Below are 19,311 nucleotides of genomic sequence, written 5' to 3'. Positions count from 1 at the left end.
AAACGGACTTACTATACTAATAACCGCGATTGCGCTGGTTGTAGTTAGTGAGGATATCGTAGTCAGATTCAGATACAGGTTTGTTTTGGAAGAACCAATCTGTCGTGACATTGCTGCCGGCATAATGGTAGGTAGGGCCATGTTTATTTCCTGCAACCCATGTGATGCGTACTGCTAAGACATTGCCGTCGCGATAGCGCTCTTCGATACCATTAGGCACGCCATTAGTATAAGGAACTTTGGAAACAACCTCTGCATTCTCAAAAGTGATCGTTGTTCCATTCTGAATGCCGTTTGTCCATTCCTCAACACGTGAAGGCTCACCATCAGGCAGGAAGGTCTGGACTGTTCCGTGACGCGTTCCTTTTAAAAGAGGAATAACTTCTTTAGGGTTGCCATTGGAATGAAAGGTCGTGATTTGGGCGATCTCACCGTTTTGGATGAGTTCTCTTGCTATGAGTTGTCCGTAGGCATCGCGTTGAATGCGTGTGCCGTTGCCTTCGTGAACGCGGCCTTCTACAGTATGCTCAGCATTATAGTACTCCCCTTCTACAAGAATATCATTGTCGAAAGATTCTTTGCTTTTTGGCACACCTGATTCGTACCAGGAAGTGACTTCTTTACCCTTGGCGCCTGTGGGCTTTACTTCTTGCCTAGACCCGCCGGAACGGTAGTAAGCTGTTTCAGCCATGAGGGCACCGAAATCATAGCTTTCTTTTCTAGCTACGGTAGAACTGTGAGGAAAGGAATACGTGCAATCGCCATGAAGCACGCCGTTATCATAGTATTCAGCAACTGTAGTGCCGTCTTTGCGAGTAGAGATGACTTGACCGCATTGGCCCCTTTCTTCCCAGTCTTCAGGCGCTATTTCTATTCCATATTTATGGACATATTTTTGTTCGATGACTTCCTGACAGGGGTCGTAGCAATTACGAGAGTTGCATGAAGCCAGAGTTAGGGCGAGAAGGGCCCAGTGAAAGTATTTTGATTTGTGCATAGTCTTGCTCCTAATATTAACGTCCTAGAGATTTATTCACATGTTGTGTGATGCGGTCGTGCTCTATATCGACAGCTTGTTGAGCGATAGTTTTTTTGTCGTCTCTGTAAACAAAACGCAAAGTCACATTCTTTTGAGACGCTTCCAGTTTGCCGCCTCTGAAGATATCTAGTAAAATGACTTCCTTCAGCAAACGTGAAGGGGCAGCTTGAGCGGCTTGCAGAAGAGGTCCGACAGGTTGGGATTCATTAAGTGTAATTGTCCAATCCCTTTCCGAAGCAGGGAAAACAGGGAGAGCCTGGTATTCCTTGCTGGGTAAGCGAACCTGTAAAAGATTATGCAGGTTGAATTCTGCAAAAAGAACCTTTTGATCGATGTTGTAGAAGCGTAGGACTTCAGGATGGATTTCTCCGAAGGCACCCACTTCATTCTCACCCACGAACACGGCTGCTTGCCTGCCGGGGTGCAGGGTAGTCAATTTACTTGGAGAAGTGACATAGGGGGCAATTCCCACTCCCTGAAGGAAGTTTTCTATCATTCCTTTTAAAGAATAGAAATCTACTTCCTCGGTTTTCTCCAGCCAGTTATAAGGTGCGCTGTTTCCAGTGAGGATAATGCCGACGGCATCTTGATCTATATAGAGATCATTCTGCTTATAATGTACGCGTCCCAATTCAAAACCGCTGATAGAGCGTATTTGATGGTCGAGGTTATGTTTTACAGCCTGCAGCATTCCGGGCAGCATAGAGGGGCGCAGAACGGACTGGTCTATGGAGGAGGGCTTAAGAACCTCAATGATAGCATCGCGTGGAAAACTTTTATCCACTGCGTGAGCTATTTGCTGGGGACTGATAAGGTCGCAGGTGAGAAGTTCCTGCAAGCCTTCACCTACTAACAAATGACGTATTTCACCTTCAAAAATATAGACAGGGTTATCGCCAAAAGCGGAATTTCTATAACTGCCCTGCAAACGTGGAATATTATCGTATCCATACATGCGTGCGACTTCTTCAATGATATCGACTTCTTCTTTCACATCATTGCGCCAAGAAGGTACTGTGACGGAGAAGACCTCTTTAGTAGCATCATAGCGAACTTTCATTCCTAGACGAGAAAGAAAAGTTTCGATCTCACCGCTGCTAAGCTGAACACCTAATAATTTTTGAACCTTTTCCAGTCTGCAGTCAATAATCAATGGCTGCTTTTTACCGGGATAGGCTTCGGTCAGGGTACCTACAACTTCTCCACCACAGAGTTCAACAATTAATTCCGCAGCTCTGAGTAATGCTAGAGAAGCATTTTCAGCATCAATTCCTTTTTCGAAACGATAAGAGGAATCGCTGATCAGCCCCAGCCTTCTGCTGGTTTTACGGATTGTTTTAGGATCGAAGACAGCACTTTCTAAGACAATCGTGTGTGTGGTATCAGTCACTTTAGAGTTGTCTCCCCCCATGACTCCGCCAAGAGCAATAGGGCCTTTCTCATCACAGATAGTGATATCGCCATCTGCTAGTAAATAATTGTTTCCATCTAATGCCGGGAAGTTATCCCCCGTTTGTGCTGTTTTGACAAAAAGGGTATTTCCGGAAAGTTTATCCTTATCAAATGCATGCAAAGGCTGTCCAACTTCCAATAATACATAGTTGGTGATGTCTACAACATTATTCACAGGCCGTAACCCGGAGGCAATCAATTTCCTTTGTATCCAGTCCGGTGAAGGACCAATTTTTACGTCTTTAATTTCGCAGCAGGTATAGCGCGGGCACTTGACAGCATCCGTAATGACCACCTTATAATTAGGCACACCTGCGGGCCAGTTGAACACTTTAAATGGAGATTTTAGCGGAAGGGATAAGGATGCAGCCAGTTCACGAGCAACACCAAATACAGAAAGGCAATGGCCTAAGTTCGGAGTTAGGGACACTTCAAAAACAGTATCTATATATAAGGAGGCGAGATCTTTCCCTACTTCTGCAAATTCGCTAAATTCCGCAATTCCTTCGTCCGCTGTGCCAAGATTCAATTCTTTTAAACTACAGAGCATTCCTGAAGATTCTACTCCTCTCAGAGCAGACTTTTTGATTTTGAAATCTTTACCACCCTCATCCTTTAAGACCGCTCCCAACTTTGCAAAGGCGGTTTTTAGTCCTGTGCGGCAATTGGATGCTCCACAGACCACTTGATATTCATTAATCCCATCGCTCACTTGAGCCACGACTAAGGAATCGGCATTAGGATGTTTTTCTGTGGACTTAACTTCGCCCACAACAACACCACTAAAGTCCGGCCCGACATCATCTACGCTATCAACTTCTAAACCCAAGACAGTCAATAACTTAGCTATTTGATCTACAGGGAGATCAATATCAACAAATTGCTTTAACCAAGAAAGGGAAATCTTCATGAATATGTACCAACTCTGAAACTATGCTAACAGCATACTCAAATCTGAAAAAGACTCAAGTATAAATAAGACGAGGCAAAATTATCCAAAACGTTATTGCACATTTTATTTACAATAACTAATAAGTTTGTTATAATCATATTTTTATATTTTACAACCTTAAATAAAACTGCAATTTAAATTAATAAATTTGTTTCATACAACTTCTATGAGTATTAATGCCATCTATTCAAAATAACCTGTTAGCTGAATTAACCGAGGATATTGCTGCATTAAATTTTGCTCCTTCCTCAGAGCCTAGCATTATCCGTAAGTTTGGTCATGTATTTTCTTTTGGGCTAATTGCGTGGAATCCACAGCTCGAAGCCACAATTCGTAAAATTAGTAAGAAACTAGATACTTTTTTTGAAAAGAACCAATCCTTAGATCATTTTGAAACTACTTATGTCACAAATCTCATAAAACAACTCAGAAAATTATCCAAAGAGAATTATTGTGATTTTTATACCTCCTATGATGAAAAAATAATAACTTTAATTGATACAGTGTTTTTAAAAGAAACCAATATTTCTATTCCTTTTCTCGACAAATTCCTAAAAGTTCCTAAAGAATATTATTCCGACTTTCCTGAAAAAATGCGTAGACCTTCTCCTCAACACGAGGATGAAATCTTAGAATCTGTTTTATCCTTTACTCCTCCTATAAATTCTACACTCACATTAAAACAAAAAGAACTACTAAGAGAATTTTGTACTCAAATTACTTCTAACTGGAATTTAGGCAGACCAAAACTTATGCAAAATGTGCGCACATTCCCCACTGCATTTTTTGAGTTCGTTATTGAAAATGACTTAAGTCCTAGACAGATCCTTCCCCGTTGGTTTATAGGTGAGCTTATCGATTCCGATCGTTTGAACGATTTAACGGTCTCTTCTCGCCTTAAACTCTTAAAATATAAAGATATTCATCCTACTTTTGTAGGACATATTTTACACAACTTAATGCATGAAACCACTATTCAATCCATATCAATTGAAGAGATCAAAACCCTCCCTTGGCAATATCAAGCCTATTTTTTCATCCATGCAAAAGATAAAGAGAACCTCCAAGCTATTTTTAAATCTATGGATCCTCATAGCGAAGATGAAGTACGTGATTTTCAGATAAACGCCAAGTTATTCTTTGATTGCTTTTATGAATATCAGTCCTCTGATGTTGCATTCTTAGTAGAAGCTTTGGACAGTGAAAATTTATTTTGTATTCATTTTCTAAAGATGGTCATTCATACGATAATATCTGATGACCCACAGTGGCATGAAAACCATTTTCTAATGCAAGGAATTAATAAATTAACCCCTGTTATTTTCTCAAAAATTATTTCAAACAGTGACATTGAGCATTTGAAAAAGAAAAGTCATTGTTATTATTATAACAAGGAATATGAGAAAAGATTTTCTCTTCATACTGACATATTAAACGCTTTTATTCTCAGACCTGTTTCTTTTTGGACGAATAAACACGCCTGGGCGATATCTAAGGAGATTGCTAAAGAGGTCAGTCAGGATGTTTGCAAACCTTCAGCTCAAATCATTGAATATCTTGAAAGTTCTCCTGAACTCTGTGCTTTTTTTACTAAGAAAGTTTCATCTCTCTCTAATCAAATCGAGGCGCAAGAATTGTTGAATGCACAAGAATTGTTGAATGCATTTGCTCCCTATCCTTGGAAGTTTTGTTTGGTCATGAGTCAAGTACCCAAGGGCTTTGCTCTCCTCAACAATTTAAAGCCTGTAATCTTCCCTTCCCTTGCGAATTTCTACAAACAATATCCATATGCAGAAATTAATGAGAGTCTCTATGCACTTAAAGATGCTGCTGAATGGAAAGTTGCGCTTGAAAAATTTGATCGTTTGGAGAGCGATGATTGTCAAATCATCAGCGCCCCTATATTAATTTCCTCAGAAGAACATGCTGTCAAGAGCATGGAAATAAAATTAATTCATATTCTTGGAGCAATACAAAACCACTGGACATTTGACAGGCTACTAAAAGGTTTATTACCTACCGAAAATAACGAAAGGGCTCTCTTTTACATCTCTCCTAAAACTGCTGACATTCTGGAAGAGCTTTTCAAATATAATATTCTCCCTTCCGCCCGACACGATAGAATTGCTCGGCTGCTTGTAGCTTTCGCGATGTTAAATACTCCTGCCCCCTACCTATCTTTTCATCAGTTTTTTAATAATCCACTTTTCTCCGATATCACAATTCAAGATAGCGATAATAAGCAGTATTTTGCCCACCGCGCTTTATTAGCCCTTGCCCCGGATATAATGAAAAAACTAACACTTCAGAAAAACCAGGTGTTGGTTTTGGATGCGGACGAAATGAAAAGATTTAAAGCTATCTACCGCCAAGAGGTTTATGTTAGTGATTTACCTTTCGATATAAACGCCGGAAAATTGCTCTGTGCGGGTAATGTGAATGAAAATGATCAGCCATCACCAGAACATCTACTTTTAGAATCCTTTTATGATGTTACCTTGCAATGTGTTGACGCGAACTTCAAAGCACATAAAGTTATTTTAGCAGCGTATAGTGACTATTTCCACACTATGTTCTCGAACTCCATGGCTGAAACACTGCTGAGTGAAATAGCTATGCCTCAGATACATTCTGCTATTGTGGAGGTATTCTACAAAAATGAAACGCTCGAAATGGAAGAAGGTCAAACTGAAGAGGATCTTAATCTAGTCATTAGAATGTTTGATTTGGTCAATGGGGGCGAGCACTATTTTCCACTCTGCAAACCTTACGGCATTCAATTTCCCATTTACCGTAGGTAGTCCATCTTATAAAAGCTTCCCCTATACTAGGGGAAGCTTATTTCTCAAAAAAAATCTGAAACTAAGCGTTATAGGATCCGGCGCTGACCCCTGTTCCACTATTGATCCAGTCTGTGTGGTGGTATTCGCCACGTGGACGGTCAATGCGCTCATAGGTATGTGCACCGAAGTAGTCGCGTAATGCTTGGAGCAGGTTTGCTGGCAAACGAGAACTACGGTACCCATCATAGAAGGCTAACGCACTGCTAAAGCAAGGTGTGGGTACACCCATCTGCACAGCTGAGGAGATAGCATTACGCCATCCGGCTTGGCTGGAAGATATTTCTTGGACGAAGTAGTCATCGAGCAAAAGGTTTTCCAGTTTTGGATTTTTTGCATAAGCATCTTTGATTTTACCGAGAAATTGACTGCGGATGATGCAGCCTCCACGCCATAACAAAGCAACAGCGCCGTAGTTTAAGTTCCACTTATATTCCACAGCAGCTTGGTGCATCAGCATGAACCCTTGAGCATAGCTAATGATCTTCGAGGCGTACAGTGCTTGACGGATATGCTCGATGAATTCGCCGCTGTCCCCTTTATAACTTTCTTGAGGACCTTTCAGCAGTTTGCTAGCCCTTTCACGCTCTGTTTTAAGGGAAGATAGATTGCGTGCAAACACTGCTTCACCGATGAGTGTTAATGGCATACCTAAATCTAGGGCATTAATCGCAGTCCATTTACCTGTGCCTTTCTGACCTGCCACATCTAGGATCTGGTCTACAACTGATTTTCCATCTTCATCTTTCTGACGGAACACATGGCTGGTAATCTCGATAAGGTAGCTATTGAGCTGCTTCTCATTCCACGAGGCAAAGACATGCGATAACTGCTCGTTATCTAGTCTAACGCCATTTTTTAAGAGTTGATAGGATTCGCAGATGAGCTGGATATCGCCATATTCAATGCCATTATGGACCATTTTAACATAGTGTCCGGCACCTTCATCACCTACCCAATCGCAGCAGGGTTCACCTGTCTCGACTTTGGCGGCAATGGATTGGAAGATTTCTTTAATATGCGGCCAGGCTTTAGGGTTGCCGCCGGGCATGATGGAAGGGCCATTACGGGCACCTTCTTCTCCACCGGATATGCCTGCGCCGACAAAGAGAATGCCTTTAGCATCCAGATCTCTTGTGCGCCGGTTCGTGTCTGTAAAAAGACTGTTACCGCCGTCAATTAGGATGTCGCCTTTATCAAGAAGAGGAAGAAGTTCTGCGATAAGTTCATCTACGGCCTGTCCTGCTTTGACCATCATAATGATCTTGCGTGGTTGCTTAAGGGATTTTACAAATTCTGGCAGAGAGTGGGTGCCGATGACTTGTGAGTTTTTTGCGGGGCCTTTTAGGAAATCATCTACCTTAGTGACTGTACGGTTGAATACAGCAATCTTATACCCTTTATCATGTATGTTAAGAGCAAGGTTTTGCCCCATTACTGCGAGACCTATTAGTCCAATATCTGCTTGTGCCATAAAATCCTCATGCTGTTTTTTACATAGACTAACGAAAAGGATGAGTAATTCACAATCTAGAATGTTGTAAGGAATTCTACGGAGTATTAATATAGCGTCTCTCTTTTGTTCTCGTAGCTCAGTGGATAGAGCGGTTGCCTCCTAAGCAACAGGTCGCGCGTTCGAGTCGCGCCGAGGACGATTCTTTTTTCCTCAATAGAATTGAATGAAAGCTATATTTTTGCGGTGGGTTCTAAGATAGCCAACTTCTGTGCAGCGAAATAATGCTCAATTCCCTGGGCGATTCCTAGTGCAATTTTCCTACGATACACCGCTTGAAGAATGTTATCCCTTTCGGTTTCGTTAGTAAGAAATCCCCCTTCGATAAGAACTGCCGGCATAGTAGTTTCCCTGATCACGGCAAAATTCCCTTTTCTGACGCCGCGGGCTTTGGCTTGTGTTTGTTCGATTACGCCGGTAAGGATATATTGCCCTAGGAGTTCAGAAGCTTTAGCGCGTTGGGGTTTCTCTTTGCTTTGGAAGAAATAGACTTCAATTCCGCTAGCCTGGGCATTGGGAGCTGAATTATAGTGGACACTGACAAACAGGTCGCAACGGCAGTCATTGGCGAATACAGCGCGTTCGATGAGATCAACGGCTGAGTCGTCGGATCTAGTCATTAGAACGCGATAGCCCAGCTTTTGAAGGTATTTTTGAAGTACACGCGCCGTGACAAGATTGAGCTCTTTTTCTTTATAAGAGGGTGTCTTACTCGAATGTGTTCCCAGATCTTTTCCTCCATGCCCCGGATCAATGACTATGGTCTTAACTTGAGGCTTGATTCGGCCTAAATTTGACAGGTCATTGGGTGTATAAGTGGAAGCTTTCTCCCCCCATAAACTTGAACAAGTCAGCAGAACAAGAATCAATGGAGGAATAAATTCGCGTAGTTTCATGAGATTGAAGTTTGGTTTTGTGCTTTTGCGCAGCAGATGGAGTATGCTACTTCTCTGTCATCAAAGGGAATGGTGGAGTGGGCAAAGATTTGTTGTGTTTCATGGCCTTTTCCGGCGATGAGGATGGCGTCTCCGGGGGAGGCCATTTCAATGGCATGTCTAATAGCGTTAGTGCGGTCGACCTCAACAGTTACTTTATCCAGAGTAGTGAAGCCTTCTAAAATTTGATGGATAATCTCTTCCGGGGGCTCGTTACGTGGGTTGTCTGAGGTAACGATAGTGAAGTCGGAGAGCTCCTCGCACACTTTTGCCATGCGCGGCCTTTTTAGTTTGTCTCTATTGCCGCCGCAGCCAAATACTGTAATGATCCTGCCTTGGACACTTTTTCTAAGAGCTTGCAATACAGTTCTGAGTGCGATGTCTTTGTGGGCGAAGTCTACGTAGATCTGCAGGTCTAAGGGATTGGGAACCCTTTCTAACCGTCCTTGGACGGGATTGATCGTTTTGGCTAGAGGAGCAATTTCTTCCAGGGAATACCCTGCACATATAGCTGTGGATGTTGCTGCGAGGAGGTTATAAATATTATGCAGTCCTATAAAAGGCAGTTCAAAAGGCTCAAGCTTATTTTTATAAGCTAAGGTTCCTTTGATTCCAGTAGTAGAGTATTCGATATCTTTTGCTGTAATATCTGCTGGGGGAAATAGTCCATAGGTAATAACTTCGGCTTTGCAGCCTTCACGCATAAACTCTGCGTGTGCATCATCATTATTTATGACAGCCCATTTAGGTTTGTCACCTGAATTAAGATTTTGGAAGAGCTTCTTCTTAGCTTTTGCATAGGATTCCATCGTGAGGTGGTAGTCAAGATGCTCAGCGGAAAGGTTGGTAAATATCCCTACATCGAATTCGATTTGCTCTACACGCTTTTGTTCAAGTCCGTGTGAACTGACTTCCATGACGACGGCTTGGCAGCCTGAGGCAACCATTTCTTTAAGGAGTTTGAAGTTTGTAATGATATCAGGAGTGGTAAAACCGGATTTATAACTTGTCGAACCGATAAGGCATTCTATGGTTCCGATCATTCCACAAGGCTTTTGAAGGGCATCTAGAAAATGTTTGACCATATAAGAAGAGGTTGTCTTCCCATTTGTGCCTGTAATCCCTGTAATGAAAAGCGAGCTATCGGGCTGTTTATAGTATTCTGCAGCCAATAAAGGCTCTAAGGCAGCAACATCGCTGGCAATAATTTGGACTGCGTTACGCAGGACAGGATTGAATAAGTCTGTGAGGATAGCGACAGCGCCTGCATCGATAGCTTCGGGAACATACTGAGTTCCATCGAGCGAAATTCCTTTCTTAGCAACGAAAAGATTCCCGGGTGCAACATAGCGTGAGTCTGAGCAAAGACCTGTGATCTCCACTTCTTTCGATCCTTTGACTAGGACATGGGGAATATTCTTAAGTATTTTTTTTAGTTTCATGGACCATTGCGCCTAGCATGCTTCAATGCTTATTCCACTTTTCGTAGTTTTCTTGCAACTGTACCGTTTCTTGGTGCCACACTGCACGTTTAGGATCCCTGCGCGGGTCTCCTACAGGATACCCCCACGGATCATCTTTTTCAACACCCAAATATTCCAAAGTTCTTTTTCCGATACGTCGGAATATTTGACCGGCGCAATTGCCGCCGTGGTGATTTTTTCCATAGCCTGGAATATACCCGTATTCAGGTTCATCCATCGTGATGGAAAGCACGAAGGCCGGTCTTTTCACCGGAGAAAACCCTATGAAGGAACTGATGTAAAGCGTCTCCGAATAACTTCCATTCACAAGCTTCTTCGCAGTACTGCTTTTCCCTGCTTCGCTATAGCCATGGATATCGGCTCTGGGGGCTGATCCCCCTTTAGTGACAAAACGCATAGCGTCGGAAATGGTTTGCGTTATCGAGGCAGGGAGCACCTGGACTGGAGCTTGGGAGGGGATCTCTTTTGAACCGATGCTTTGAATGAGGCGCGGCTTCACCAAATAGCCCCCATTAGCAATGACGGCATAAGCGCGTACTACTTGCAAGCTGCTGGCTTGGATATTATATCCCATTGCCAATGAGTAGGGAGTAGCAACGGACCACTCTAGCTTACCATTGGGATGTTTTTTTCCCGGAGTGGGGATAACGCCGGGCGTTTCACCGGGATATTGTATCCCTGTACGTAATCCAAAGCCAAAACACTCTTCCAATTTTTTCCGGTACCATTCGTTGCCAAATGCCTTCAACACCCTATCGATCATCCTTCCGCAGTAGATGTTGGAGGAAAATTGCATTGCCATATTGAAGTTCAGAAAATTGTGTAAACGGGTATCGACAAGGGGTTTTGATCGTCCGGGAAAACGGCTATCGGAGGTAGCGACTTTTTCTGACAACGTGAAGAGGGGGGATTTCCCTAATTTATCCAACTCATAGTTAGCTAAGAGAGCTAATGATAGAGTGATTGCTTTCATTACCGATCCCGGCTCGTTAGAATCAGAAACAGCTTTCAGGCGTGTGTGTTCAGCTAGCAAGGGGTCGCTGAAAAATAGAGAGTATTTCTCCGGATCAAAAAATGGATATTGGGCCAATGCAAGGATATCGCCTGTAAAGGGATCCATAAGAACAGCCCAACCGCCTCTAGCACGGGATTTGATGACCCCTTTTTCTAGTTCTTCTTCCGCAATTGCTTGGATATAGGGATCTATGGTCAGAGTTACTGAGGAACCATCTTTCGCCGGGATAAGAAGATCTCCCCCCTCAAAAGTATGGCGGGGTGAACGCATAAGCCTTCTTTTCCCAGCTCCTCCCTTTAAAATAGGGTCGAGCGCCAGTTCCAAACCACCGGTGGGAATAGCTTGTTTAGTCTGTTCATTTTTCATGCCTTGCACAGTATGCAATACTTGTGCTAATAGGGCTCCACAAGGATATTTACGGCACCAATCGGGTACAAAAAACAAGGCATTGCGGGGGATTTTCTGTTTTTTTGCGAAAGTGAACCACCATTTCTCAATCTCTTTTCGCTGCTCCGGAGTCAACCCTAGCATAAGCTTACGGCTGCGTGAAGTGCGTTCAAGCTGTGATAACAGCTGTTCAGGAGTATACTGAGGCATCAACTGTGAAAGCAGGGCAGCGGTTTGCCGTTTATTCTCGGGCGAGAAGACTGCAGGATCAGCGTAAAGATGATATTGTTTTAGGTCTAGGATGAGAGGCTGCCGCCGAGTAGTATGCGGCCGTGAAGGAGTTGTCTCAGCAATAAATCCGCCTCGTTTAAAAGGCTCCTCGACAGTGATATAGTGTTGTTTACTGGCAATATTCTGCCAATGTGCCGTTTGATCTATCTGCAGATAGAAAAATTTTATGATAAGAACAGAAAGCAGCCCTAAACAAGCCAATGAAGCAATAAGTAAACGGATTCTATCCTTAGAGAGCGTGGGAGTTTTCTTGCTCATAACTTTGACTGCGGAATAGAGATGACTTCATTTTTCTCGGGAAAACGCAGATGTCCGTAAGCTGGCAGACGGGCCTTCTTTAGCAGGTTCTCCGGACTCCGGTCCTTATCGATTTCATATTCCAAGGCCAGGTTATCTTCTTCCAATTCACGAATGTTCTTTTCTAGAAGTGGAATTGTTCTGCGTAAGAGAAGAATTTCGTTTTGTTCGCGGATGTACAGAAAAATAAATAAGCTCAGCGTACCCATCACGATAAAAAAACGAAAGACATCCTTCATATCTTTTCTATGGCCCTAAGTTTTGCACTGCGGCTGCGGGGGTTTTGAGCAATTTCTTCATCCGTTGCACTCGTTGGCTTGCGCGTAAGGATTTTTACTGCGGGCTCTTTATCTAAGAACATTCCGCCGATACCGCTTGTACTCACTTTATCGGAAGCTTGATCTCTAAAATATTCTTTAACGATGCGATCTTCTAAACTATGGAATGTGATGATTGCTAAAATACCATTTGGCTTCAATAACTTTAATGCGGCAGGCAATATTTGCTGAAGGACTCCCAATTCGTCATTTACGGCGATTCTTAGCGCCTGGAAGACTAAGGTGGCGGGATTGATACGCTGTTTATATTTTGGAACTAGCGGCGCCAGTAACGAGGCAAGCTGCAGGGTTGTCTGAATTGGATTCTGTTTTCTAGCCTCTACGATTATCCTTGCTGCTCTTTTGGATTGAGGTTCTTCGCCATATTTCCAAAACAAGGACACTAAATCACTTTCAGGCCACGTATTGACAATCTGTTCTGCGGTTAAATCTGCTGTAGTGTCCATACGCATATCGAGGGGGCCATCGCGCATGAAGCTAAACCCTCTATCGGGCTGGTCCAACTGAATAGAAGAAACACCGATATCCAGTAGGATGCCGTCCACTTGGGAAATGCCCTTTTCCGCGGCTATTTTAGCGATATCTTTGAAATTTCCCTTAGCAAAAATGACTTTTTCTTTGCAAAAAGACAGCCGGTTCTCAGCATATTTTAATGCATTTTCATCTTGGTCAATTCCAATTAAATTCTTTATCTCGGGATGAGCCTTCAATATGCCTTCGCTATGCCCCCCCAATCCGAGAGTGCCATCAATAAAAAATTCTAGTTCCTTTTCATTAAAGAGATCTAGTACTTCGTTTAATAAGACTGAAATATGAGGATGCACAGTGAAAACTTCCTGTTTTTTTACAGAAGTATACCATAAAAGCACTATGATGATAAAATAAGTCTTGTGGAGACGATAAATTATTGTCTCTAGGACTATTGGAAAAATAAGGACATTTTTATGGCCGGAATGACAATCGACCAATACGATCTAAGCGTATATAACATGTACGCTATTCGTACGATGATGAACGAGCAGATTAACCAGCAATTACGTCTGCGTGAAGCTGCGAGTATTCCACCCCAAATCCAAATAATAGATATTTATCCTAGGATGAAGGAATTGGATATGCTTTTAGGTATTGTTCCTATGAACAATCCCTGGGCGTATTTCTTCCCTCCTAAGAAATTCCGTACTAGGCGCCGCTCCCCTTTTTCTTTTTCTCGCATTGTGCCAAGCTTTGGCTCTCTTTTGCGTCACGACGAGGAGTTAGAGCTATTAGATTCTATTCCTTGCTTCTCGAATGAAGAGGAAGAAGAAAAAGAAGCGTTAAAAGGTATGATAAAAGAGCTGAAAATGATTAACAATTGGATGGGCTTCATAGTTGGCCGCATGGGACAATTCCTACAGGGATAAAGCATGAGCAGAATCAATTGGCGCGAAAAACTAAACTGGTCCGATGAGAATATCGATGAACTAAGGCTTGCGGGCTACGCTTATTTACGGCAGGGGAAATACGAGATGGCAGTGTCTTTTTTTGAGGCACTGAGTATTGTAGACCCTGAAAGCTCTTATGACGTGCAGACGTTAGGGGCTTTATATGTGCAAATAAATCAACCTTTAAAAGCCTTGAAATGCTTTGATAAAGCCTTGAAATTGGAAGCTGATCATGCTCCTACCTTATTGAATCTTACAAAAGCATTATTGATGATCGGAAAGAAGGACGAGGCTATACGGCTCGCCCGCATTCTTTCCAGAGAACCTAATTCCAAGATAGCCAATACAGCGCAGGCATTGATCTTGGCCTGGGCTTAGCAGCCCAGCAAACTCCTCAATGTAGTTACAATATACTTCACTTCGGGGAGCTCCAACTCATAATACAACGGCAGGGACAAAGCTGCCGCATAGTATCCTTCCATATTGGGGTAGAACTCGCTGATATCACCTACAACTTGGCGCATCGCCGGATGGCGATAAATAGGTATGTAATGTACCTGTGTGCCAATACCCTTCTGCATTAGTTTGTCCATAATCTCAGGACGTGTTTTCCCAAAGCGCGCAAAATCAATTTGAGCCACCATCAAGTGGAATGCCGTATTCTCATCGTCTGCATTAAATAATTGAATTCCTTTTAGCCCCTCTAAAAGCTCGCGGTAATAACCCACAAGGGCGCGTCTTTTCGCGGCAAACGTATCTAAACGTTTTAATTGGGATAGCCCTAATGCTGCTTGGATGTCTGTAAAATTATAATTTCCCGTCGCCACCTGCACTTCATAATACCAAGGTCCGGGATGCTGCTCCATCTTTTGGGGATTGCGCTCGATACCGTTGTTTCTGAAAAGCCTTAGCCTGTGAAAAAGTTCCGGGTCATTAGTGGTAACTGCACCCCCTTCTCCTGTGGTAATATTCTTTACAGGATGGAAGCTGAACATCGTCATTTGACTGTGCTGGCAACAGCCCACCGGATTTCCGTCAGCATAGCGTGAACCTATTGCATGCGCAGCATCTTCAATGATCACGGTGTCCGTCCTACGGATCATCCTTTCAATTTTTTCTATATCCACAGGAATTCCTGCAAAATGCACCGGAACAATGATCTCCTTACCCCTCGTTTGGGTACGATTAAGATTAGGTTCCAAAGCGGATAAATCCATATTACCGGTGGACCTATCGATATCGATGAATACAATATTTGAAGTGGAAGCCAATGCGGAGCCGCAAGTGGAAAAAAATGAGTTCGGTGTAGTCAAAACATAATCATTGGAAGAAGTTTGCGCAGCAAAATAGCAGGCTTGCAAGGCGGAAGTTCCGTTATTGAAAGCGACGGCGTACTCGGCTCCGCAATATTCGGCTAAAGCAGACTCGAAAGCTTCAACATGTTTACCGCGAGTAATGATCTCTTCAAGTGCGGCCTGAGATAACGCTTGAACATCCTGTTCATTGATAGATTGTCGTCCGTAAGGAAGAAAAGATTTACTCATGTAATATCCTTAAAAAAGCTTTTGCATGTTATAAAAAGCTAACTATACCAAAATTGGCGATTTAGTCAGCTATGTCTAGCATTGCCCTGTTATTAAATAAGCTACAGCAGAGATTTACCTATAGGCAGCGCTTTCTCTTTTTTGCAGCGGTCTTTTTTATTGCTACTCCTCTACCCGATTACTGGGTAGTGAAAGAGTATAATGCCCTCATCGCCTTTAAAAAACACCAGATCAACGGATTAGATTATTACCGTCAGGTATTAAAATTACGGCGTTCCTTTACAGGAGGTATGGATAATCCTAACACCCTGAATATTCACTCGGCTATAGCGAAAGAATTTGCAGAGCTAGATAAGTCATCCCCACAGTTCCAACATATAGAAGATAAAAGTTATTGGGATGAATTTAATTTTTATGCACCTCTCTACCCGCGATTGAGTAAAATTCTCGCCCTTTTTCATGAGTATCTTGCTGCATTAACTAACACCGGGATTAAAGCAAAAGAAGACGATCTCAGAAATATTAATGGTAAGTTAGACGGAGAATTCTTCCATCTAGCCTTCCTGACCGGACTACTGTCCGATCCCACACTTCCCTTCCCGAATGTACTTAATCTAATGCTAGCCCTGAATTTTGAGCCCATCCAACCCGCTGCGTTAGAAAGGGATTATGATAGTATTCAGAGAGCCTTTCCTGAATTCAAGCATAACATCGAGAAAATACGCTATCTCAATAGCGAAACCTCTGAGGAATGGTCTAAACAGAGTTTCATCCTATTCGACAATATCCTTAAGAAACAGCTACGCTCTTATGAATGGCTAAATACCTTCTTTTTATTCCTATTGCTGCTAGTCACAACCAGCGTAATATTATTCGTTTTCATGCGTATCCTGACCAGGCACCTAATGAAACTTTTAGATCATATTGAAGCACTATCCAAAGGGGATTTTTCAACCCGCTACTACCCCACATCCGATGACGAATTCTCACAGGTCGGACTGACATTAAACAACATGGCCAATGCGCTGGCAGATATGGCGGGAAGAATCCACTCCTTAGGAAGCACGCTCACATCCTCTTCAGAACACCTTACATATGAAGTAACGACACATGAAACCAGTGTCTTGGATCAAGAAAGCAGCATCCATGCCACAGAAACTATTGCCAATAAAATTGCTACAGATTGCCGGAATTTCATGAAAACGATCAATGATTTAAGCAATAACGCCATGCAGCAGCCGTTGACTCAGAACACCCAGAAGAATCTTTCCAGCTTAAGGCAAACTATTGAAGAGATCTGCATAGATACCTACGCCACCCTCAACACGATACAAGACATTAGAAAAGAGCTCCTACATGCTGCAAGCCATATTCCGCAACTGGAGAAAATAAGCGAAGAAGCCCATATGCTGGGCTTGAATGCATCCATAGAAGCCAATAGCAGAGGCCAACACCATTCTCAATTCTATAAAAGCACACAAGCTATTGAACAATTTACCGAACGTACATCCCATGCTACACACCATATTGACGCCATTTTAAAAGAGATTTCCCTGCTAATTGTAGAAGCGGAAAGCAAAATCCATCACTGTTCGGATGAGTTGGAGCAAGGCAAGGACGAATTAAGGATGATTCATAACCAATTGCACGGTATTGATAAGCAGGTTGTGGCGCAAATGGACGAATTTGAGAAATTAAATAATGCCCTAAAAAAACAAGCCTTCGAAGCGGAAAACATCATTGATGCCATCACCCATGTGAGGAAAAATGCCAATCACACTAAAGGGATATTCCTGCAGCTGCATCATAAAGTGCTCCATTTAGGTGAATCCACACGGGAGCTAAGACATTTGCTTGAAGTGTTTTTTAGCGAACCTAACGCAAATACTATGTACAAAGAGGGACGGGATCGGAATGGTAACTGAAGAAGCCTCGACTATTTCTTGGCCGCAAATAATCATGCAGCACATTTTAAACCTAAGTTATTCAACGAAGGTAAAAATTGTGATCGCCATTTCCGCCTTGTTGTCAGTTTCAGGCGTAGTCTTCGTGACTAAAGCACAAGCACCTTTCCAAAATGCACTTTCGACACAACTTCCAGGAATAGAACTATTTGACCAGTGGACTAAAATCGTCCTAGAATTCCAAGAACAGACTGCTCACCCCTCCCCAGAAAAATATAATAAAATCACCGACATCATTAATCAAATTAGAACGCGCTATTTACCTGCGTTCGAAGAAACTATTCAAAACGACCCCGAAAAGCTATTGGTTCTAGCTTCTGCGTTAGGTGAAATAGAGCAGATCAATACTTCCGCCTTTGTGGAAAGCCTCTCTGACGATGCCATCCTTAACAGGATTATTAGTCTGAATGCAGAATTAGGGAGTATTATCTATAAAGCAAATAACCAACGCCTTGGTGTGGATGTTCCTTCCGTTTTTCTTACCAACTTCGTTTTCAGCAAGATCATCTATAATCAAAAAGATAACTTCTTTACACCGTTGCTCCCTTCCATGCTGCAAGATGTACCGGAACATCTTTTCACTTTGCCCCCCGGTACAATGCTGGATTTAGCCCGTAAATGGAGCGAATCGACGGGAGATACCCAATATCTGTATGCTCTTAGACTGCAATCACACCTCTTATGCATCGCTAAAAATATTATGCAAGACCAGCTAGACCGCCTTCAATTCCGTCAGAACATCAGCTTTATTTGCGTAGCCATCGGCCTCCTCATCGTTATTACTGTATATTCAACCCGTGTGATGCGCACACCACTGGCTAATCTCCGCTTTGCGGCGCAGCAGCTAGCAAAGGGCAGCCTACAACATCGTGCAAAGGTGGACTCTCAAGATGAAGTAGCCAAAATGTGTGCCGGCTTTAATTCTATGGCAGCCCTCTTAGAAAAAGCTGTCACCTCCACTTCGGATGTCTCGGGGAAACTGACAGAAACGATAAACACTATCACGACTTCAGCTAAAAATTTTGAACAAAACGTCTCCGACCAAGATAGGACAATTGGCCAAATTGCAGACAACACTGAAGGGATCACCCAGAATGCTCAGGAGCTTGTTGAAGCATTAGAAGGCGCCTTAAAGGTCGCAACCTTCACTCATATCTTTGCTACTACAGCCCAAGGCAGTATACGGACAATGGAAGATGTTCTAAAATCCACCAGCATGGCGGCTTTGGAAATTGTAAGTACTTTGAGCAGGCTAGAAGAAAAATTTGCCAGTCTTTCGAACATCATTACAACTTTGGTCAATGTCGCGGATGAAGCTAATCTCCTCTTTATCAATACGGCACTTACTTCTAGTGCGACACCGCATAGGCAGAGCGGATTTGGTATTATCGCGAGCAAGATCAGCGAACTTTCAGGGCAAACAGCGTTCGTCACACTTGAAATGGAGGACAGCATCAAAGCGATATTAAACGCTTTGGCAACTGCGGTTACTCAAATTCATCATATTTCCCAGCAGATGCAAGCACATAGCGCCGCCGCCGCCGGTCTAGTGACTCAGTTTGTAACTATGATGCAAACATCTAAGGTTCAATGGGAAACATGTACGCAGATGCAGGCTGTCATCCAGCAGCAACGCAGTAGCGCAGAACAAATACGCCACACCATCACTCTCCTTTCCCAGGGGGCAAAAATCACAACCCGTTCAGTGCGTAATCTTTACTCCCAAATTCAGTACTTAGGGGAAGCCTCTTCCAATTTACAGATCATTTTTGATCGCTTTCATTTCCATCCTAGATAATTTTTTTTTCATCCCCGGCAAACTAGTCTAGAGATCAAAAG

14 protein-coding genes and 1 tRNA gene are annotated in these 19,311 nt (G+C 42.9%); 6 read left to right on the top strand and 9 right to left on the bottom strand.

Annotated features, from left to right (window positions below):
- Window positions 1-16: 16 nt before the first annotated feature.
- Window positions 17-997, bottom strand: coding sequence for a hypothetical protein (locus WC222_00315; protein ID MFA6914814.1), 981 nt, complete (start codon window positions 995-997; stop codon window positions 17-19).
- A 16-nt stretch (window positions 998-1,013) separates the two neighbouring features.
- Window positions 1,014-3,401 carry a phenylalanine--tRNA ligase subunit beta gene (gene pheT, locus WC222_00310; protein MFA6914813.1) on the bottom strand — a complete coding sequence of 796 codons (2,388 nt, stop codon included), beginning with the start codon at window positions 3,399-3,401 and terminating at the stop codon, window positions 1,014-1,016.
- Window positions 3,402-3,619: 218 nt separating this feature from the next.
- Here pheT and WC222_00305 point away from each other — a divergent pair, with 218 nt between their 5' ends.
- Window positions 3,620-6,244, top strand: coding sequence for a BTB/POZ domain-containing protein (locus WC222_00305; GenBank protein ID MFA6914812.1), 2,625 nt, complete (start codon window positions 3,620-3,622; stop codon window positions 6,242-6,244).
- A 61-nt stretch (window positions 6,245-6,305) separates the two neighbouring features.
- On the opposite strand, the gene gnd is transcribed toward WC222_00305, so the two are convergent.
- A complete protein-coding gene (gnd, locus tag WC222_00300; protein ID MFA6914811.1) occupies window positions 6,306-7,757 on the bottom strand; it encodes a decarboxylating NADP(+)-dependent phosphogluconate dehydrogenase in 1,452 nt (483 codons plus the stop codon).
- A 107-nt stretch (window positions 7,758-7,864) separates the two neighbouring features.
- On the opposite strand from gnd, the gene WC222_00295 reads away from it, so the two are divergent.
- Window positions 7,865-7,937: transfer RNA gene (locus tag WC222_00295), tRNA-Arg, on the top strand.
- Between the two features lie 32 nt (window positions 7,938-7,969).
- Here the strand turns inward: WC222_00295 and WC222_00290 are convergent.
- The 5 genes from WC222_00290 to rsmH are packed head-to-tail and all read right to left on the bottom strand — an operon-like array spanning window position 7,970 to window position 13,367.
- The gene (locus WC222_00290) at window positions 7,970-8,692 is read right to left on the bottom strand and encodes an N-acetylmuramoyl-L-alanine amidase (protein ID MFA6914810.1); all 723 of its coding nucleotides are present in this window, start codon (window positions 8,690-8,692) and stop codon (window positions 7,970-7,972) included.
- Window positions 8,689-10,173, bottom strand: coding sequence for a UDP-N-acetylmuramoyl-L-alanyl-D-glutamate--2,6-diaminopimelate ligase (locus tag WC222_00285; GenBank protein ID MFA6914809.1), 1,485 nt, complete (start codon window positions 10,171-10,173; stop codon window positions 8,689-8,691). The genes WC222_00290 and WC222_00285 overlap by 4 nt, the downstream gene beginning before the upstream one ends.
- Window positions 10,174-10,195: 22 nt before the next feature.
- Entirely contained in the window at window positions 10,196-12,166 is a 1,971-nt protein-coding gene (locus WC222_00280) for a penicillin-binding protein 2 (GenBank protein MFA6914808.1), read from the bottom strand.
- The gene (locus tag WC222_00275) at window positions 12,163-12,444 is read right to left on the bottom strand and encodes a hypothetical protein (GenBank protein MFA6914807.1); all 282 of its coding nucleotides are present in this window, start codon (window positions 12,442-12,444) and stop codon (window positions 12,163-12,165) included. The genes WC222_00280 and WC222_00275 overlap by 4 nt, the downstream gene beginning before the upstream one ends.
- Window positions 12,441-13,367 carry a 16S rRNA (cytosine(1402)-N(4))-methyltransferase RsmH gene (gene rsmH, locus WC222_00270; GenBank protein ID MFA6914806.1) on the bottom strand — a complete coding sequence of 309 codons (927 nt, stop codon included), beginning with the start codon at window positions 13,365-13,367 and terminating at the stop codon, window positions 12,441-12,443. The genes WC222_00275 and rsmH overlap by 4 nt, the downstream gene beginning before the upstream one ends.
- Before the next feature lie 120 nt (window positions 13,368-13,487).
- Here rsmH and WC222_00265 point away from each other — a divergent pair, with 120 nt between their 5' ends.
- Entirely contained in the window at window positions 13,488-13,943 is a 456-nt protein-coding gene (locus WC222_00265) for a DUF5399 family protein (protein MFA6914805.1), read from the top strand.
- 3 nt (window positions 13,944-13,946) lie between these two features.
- The gene (locus tag WC222_00260; protein ID MFA6914804.1) at window positions 13,947-14,342 is read left to right on the top strand and encodes a tetratricopeptide repeat protein; all 396 of its coding nucleotides are present in this window, start codon (window positions 13,947-13,949) and stop codon (window positions 14,340-14,342) included.
- Here the strand turns inward: WC222_00260 and pseC are convergent.
- Window positions 14,339-15,508 (bottom strand): UDP-4-amino-4,6-dideoxy-N-acetyl-beta-L-altrosamine transaminase, encoded by a 1,170-nt coding sequence (pseC, locus tag WC222_00255; GenBank protein MFA6914803.1) that lies wholly within the window; start codon window positions 15,506-15,508, stop codon window positions 14,339-14,341. The genes WC222_00260 and pseC overlap by 4 nt on opposite strands.
- A 71-nt stretch (window positions 15,509-15,579) precedes the next feature.
- Between pseC and WC222_00250 the strand changes: the two genes are divergently transcribed.
- Together WC222_00250 and WC222_00245 are read left to right on the top strand one after the other, a co-directional pair.
- The gene (locus tag WC222_00250; protein ID MFA6914802.1) at window positions 15,580-17,433 is read left to right on the top strand and encodes a methyl-accepting chemotaxis protein; all 1,854 of its coding nucleotides are present in this window, start codon (window positions 15,580-15,582) and stop codon (window positions 17,431-17,433) included.
- Window positions 17,423-19,270 carry a methyl-accepting chemotaxis protein gene (locus WC222_00245; protein MFA6914801.1) on the top strand — a complete coding sequence of 616 codons (1,848 nt, stop codon included), beginning with the start codon at window positions 17,423-17,425 and terminating at the stop codon, window positions 19,268-19,270. The genes WC222_00250 and WC222_00245 overlap by 11 nt, the downstream gene beginning before the upstream one ends.
- The last annotated feature ends 41 nt before the right edge of the window (window positions 19,271-19,311 follow it).

This window comes from Parachlamydiales bacterium (assembly GCA_041671045.1).
Taxonomy (GTDB): domain Bacteria; phylum Chlamydiota; class Chlamydiia; order Chlamydiales; family JABDDJ01; genus JABDDJ01.
This window is presented reverse-complemented; position numbering and strand designations above follow the sequence as displayed.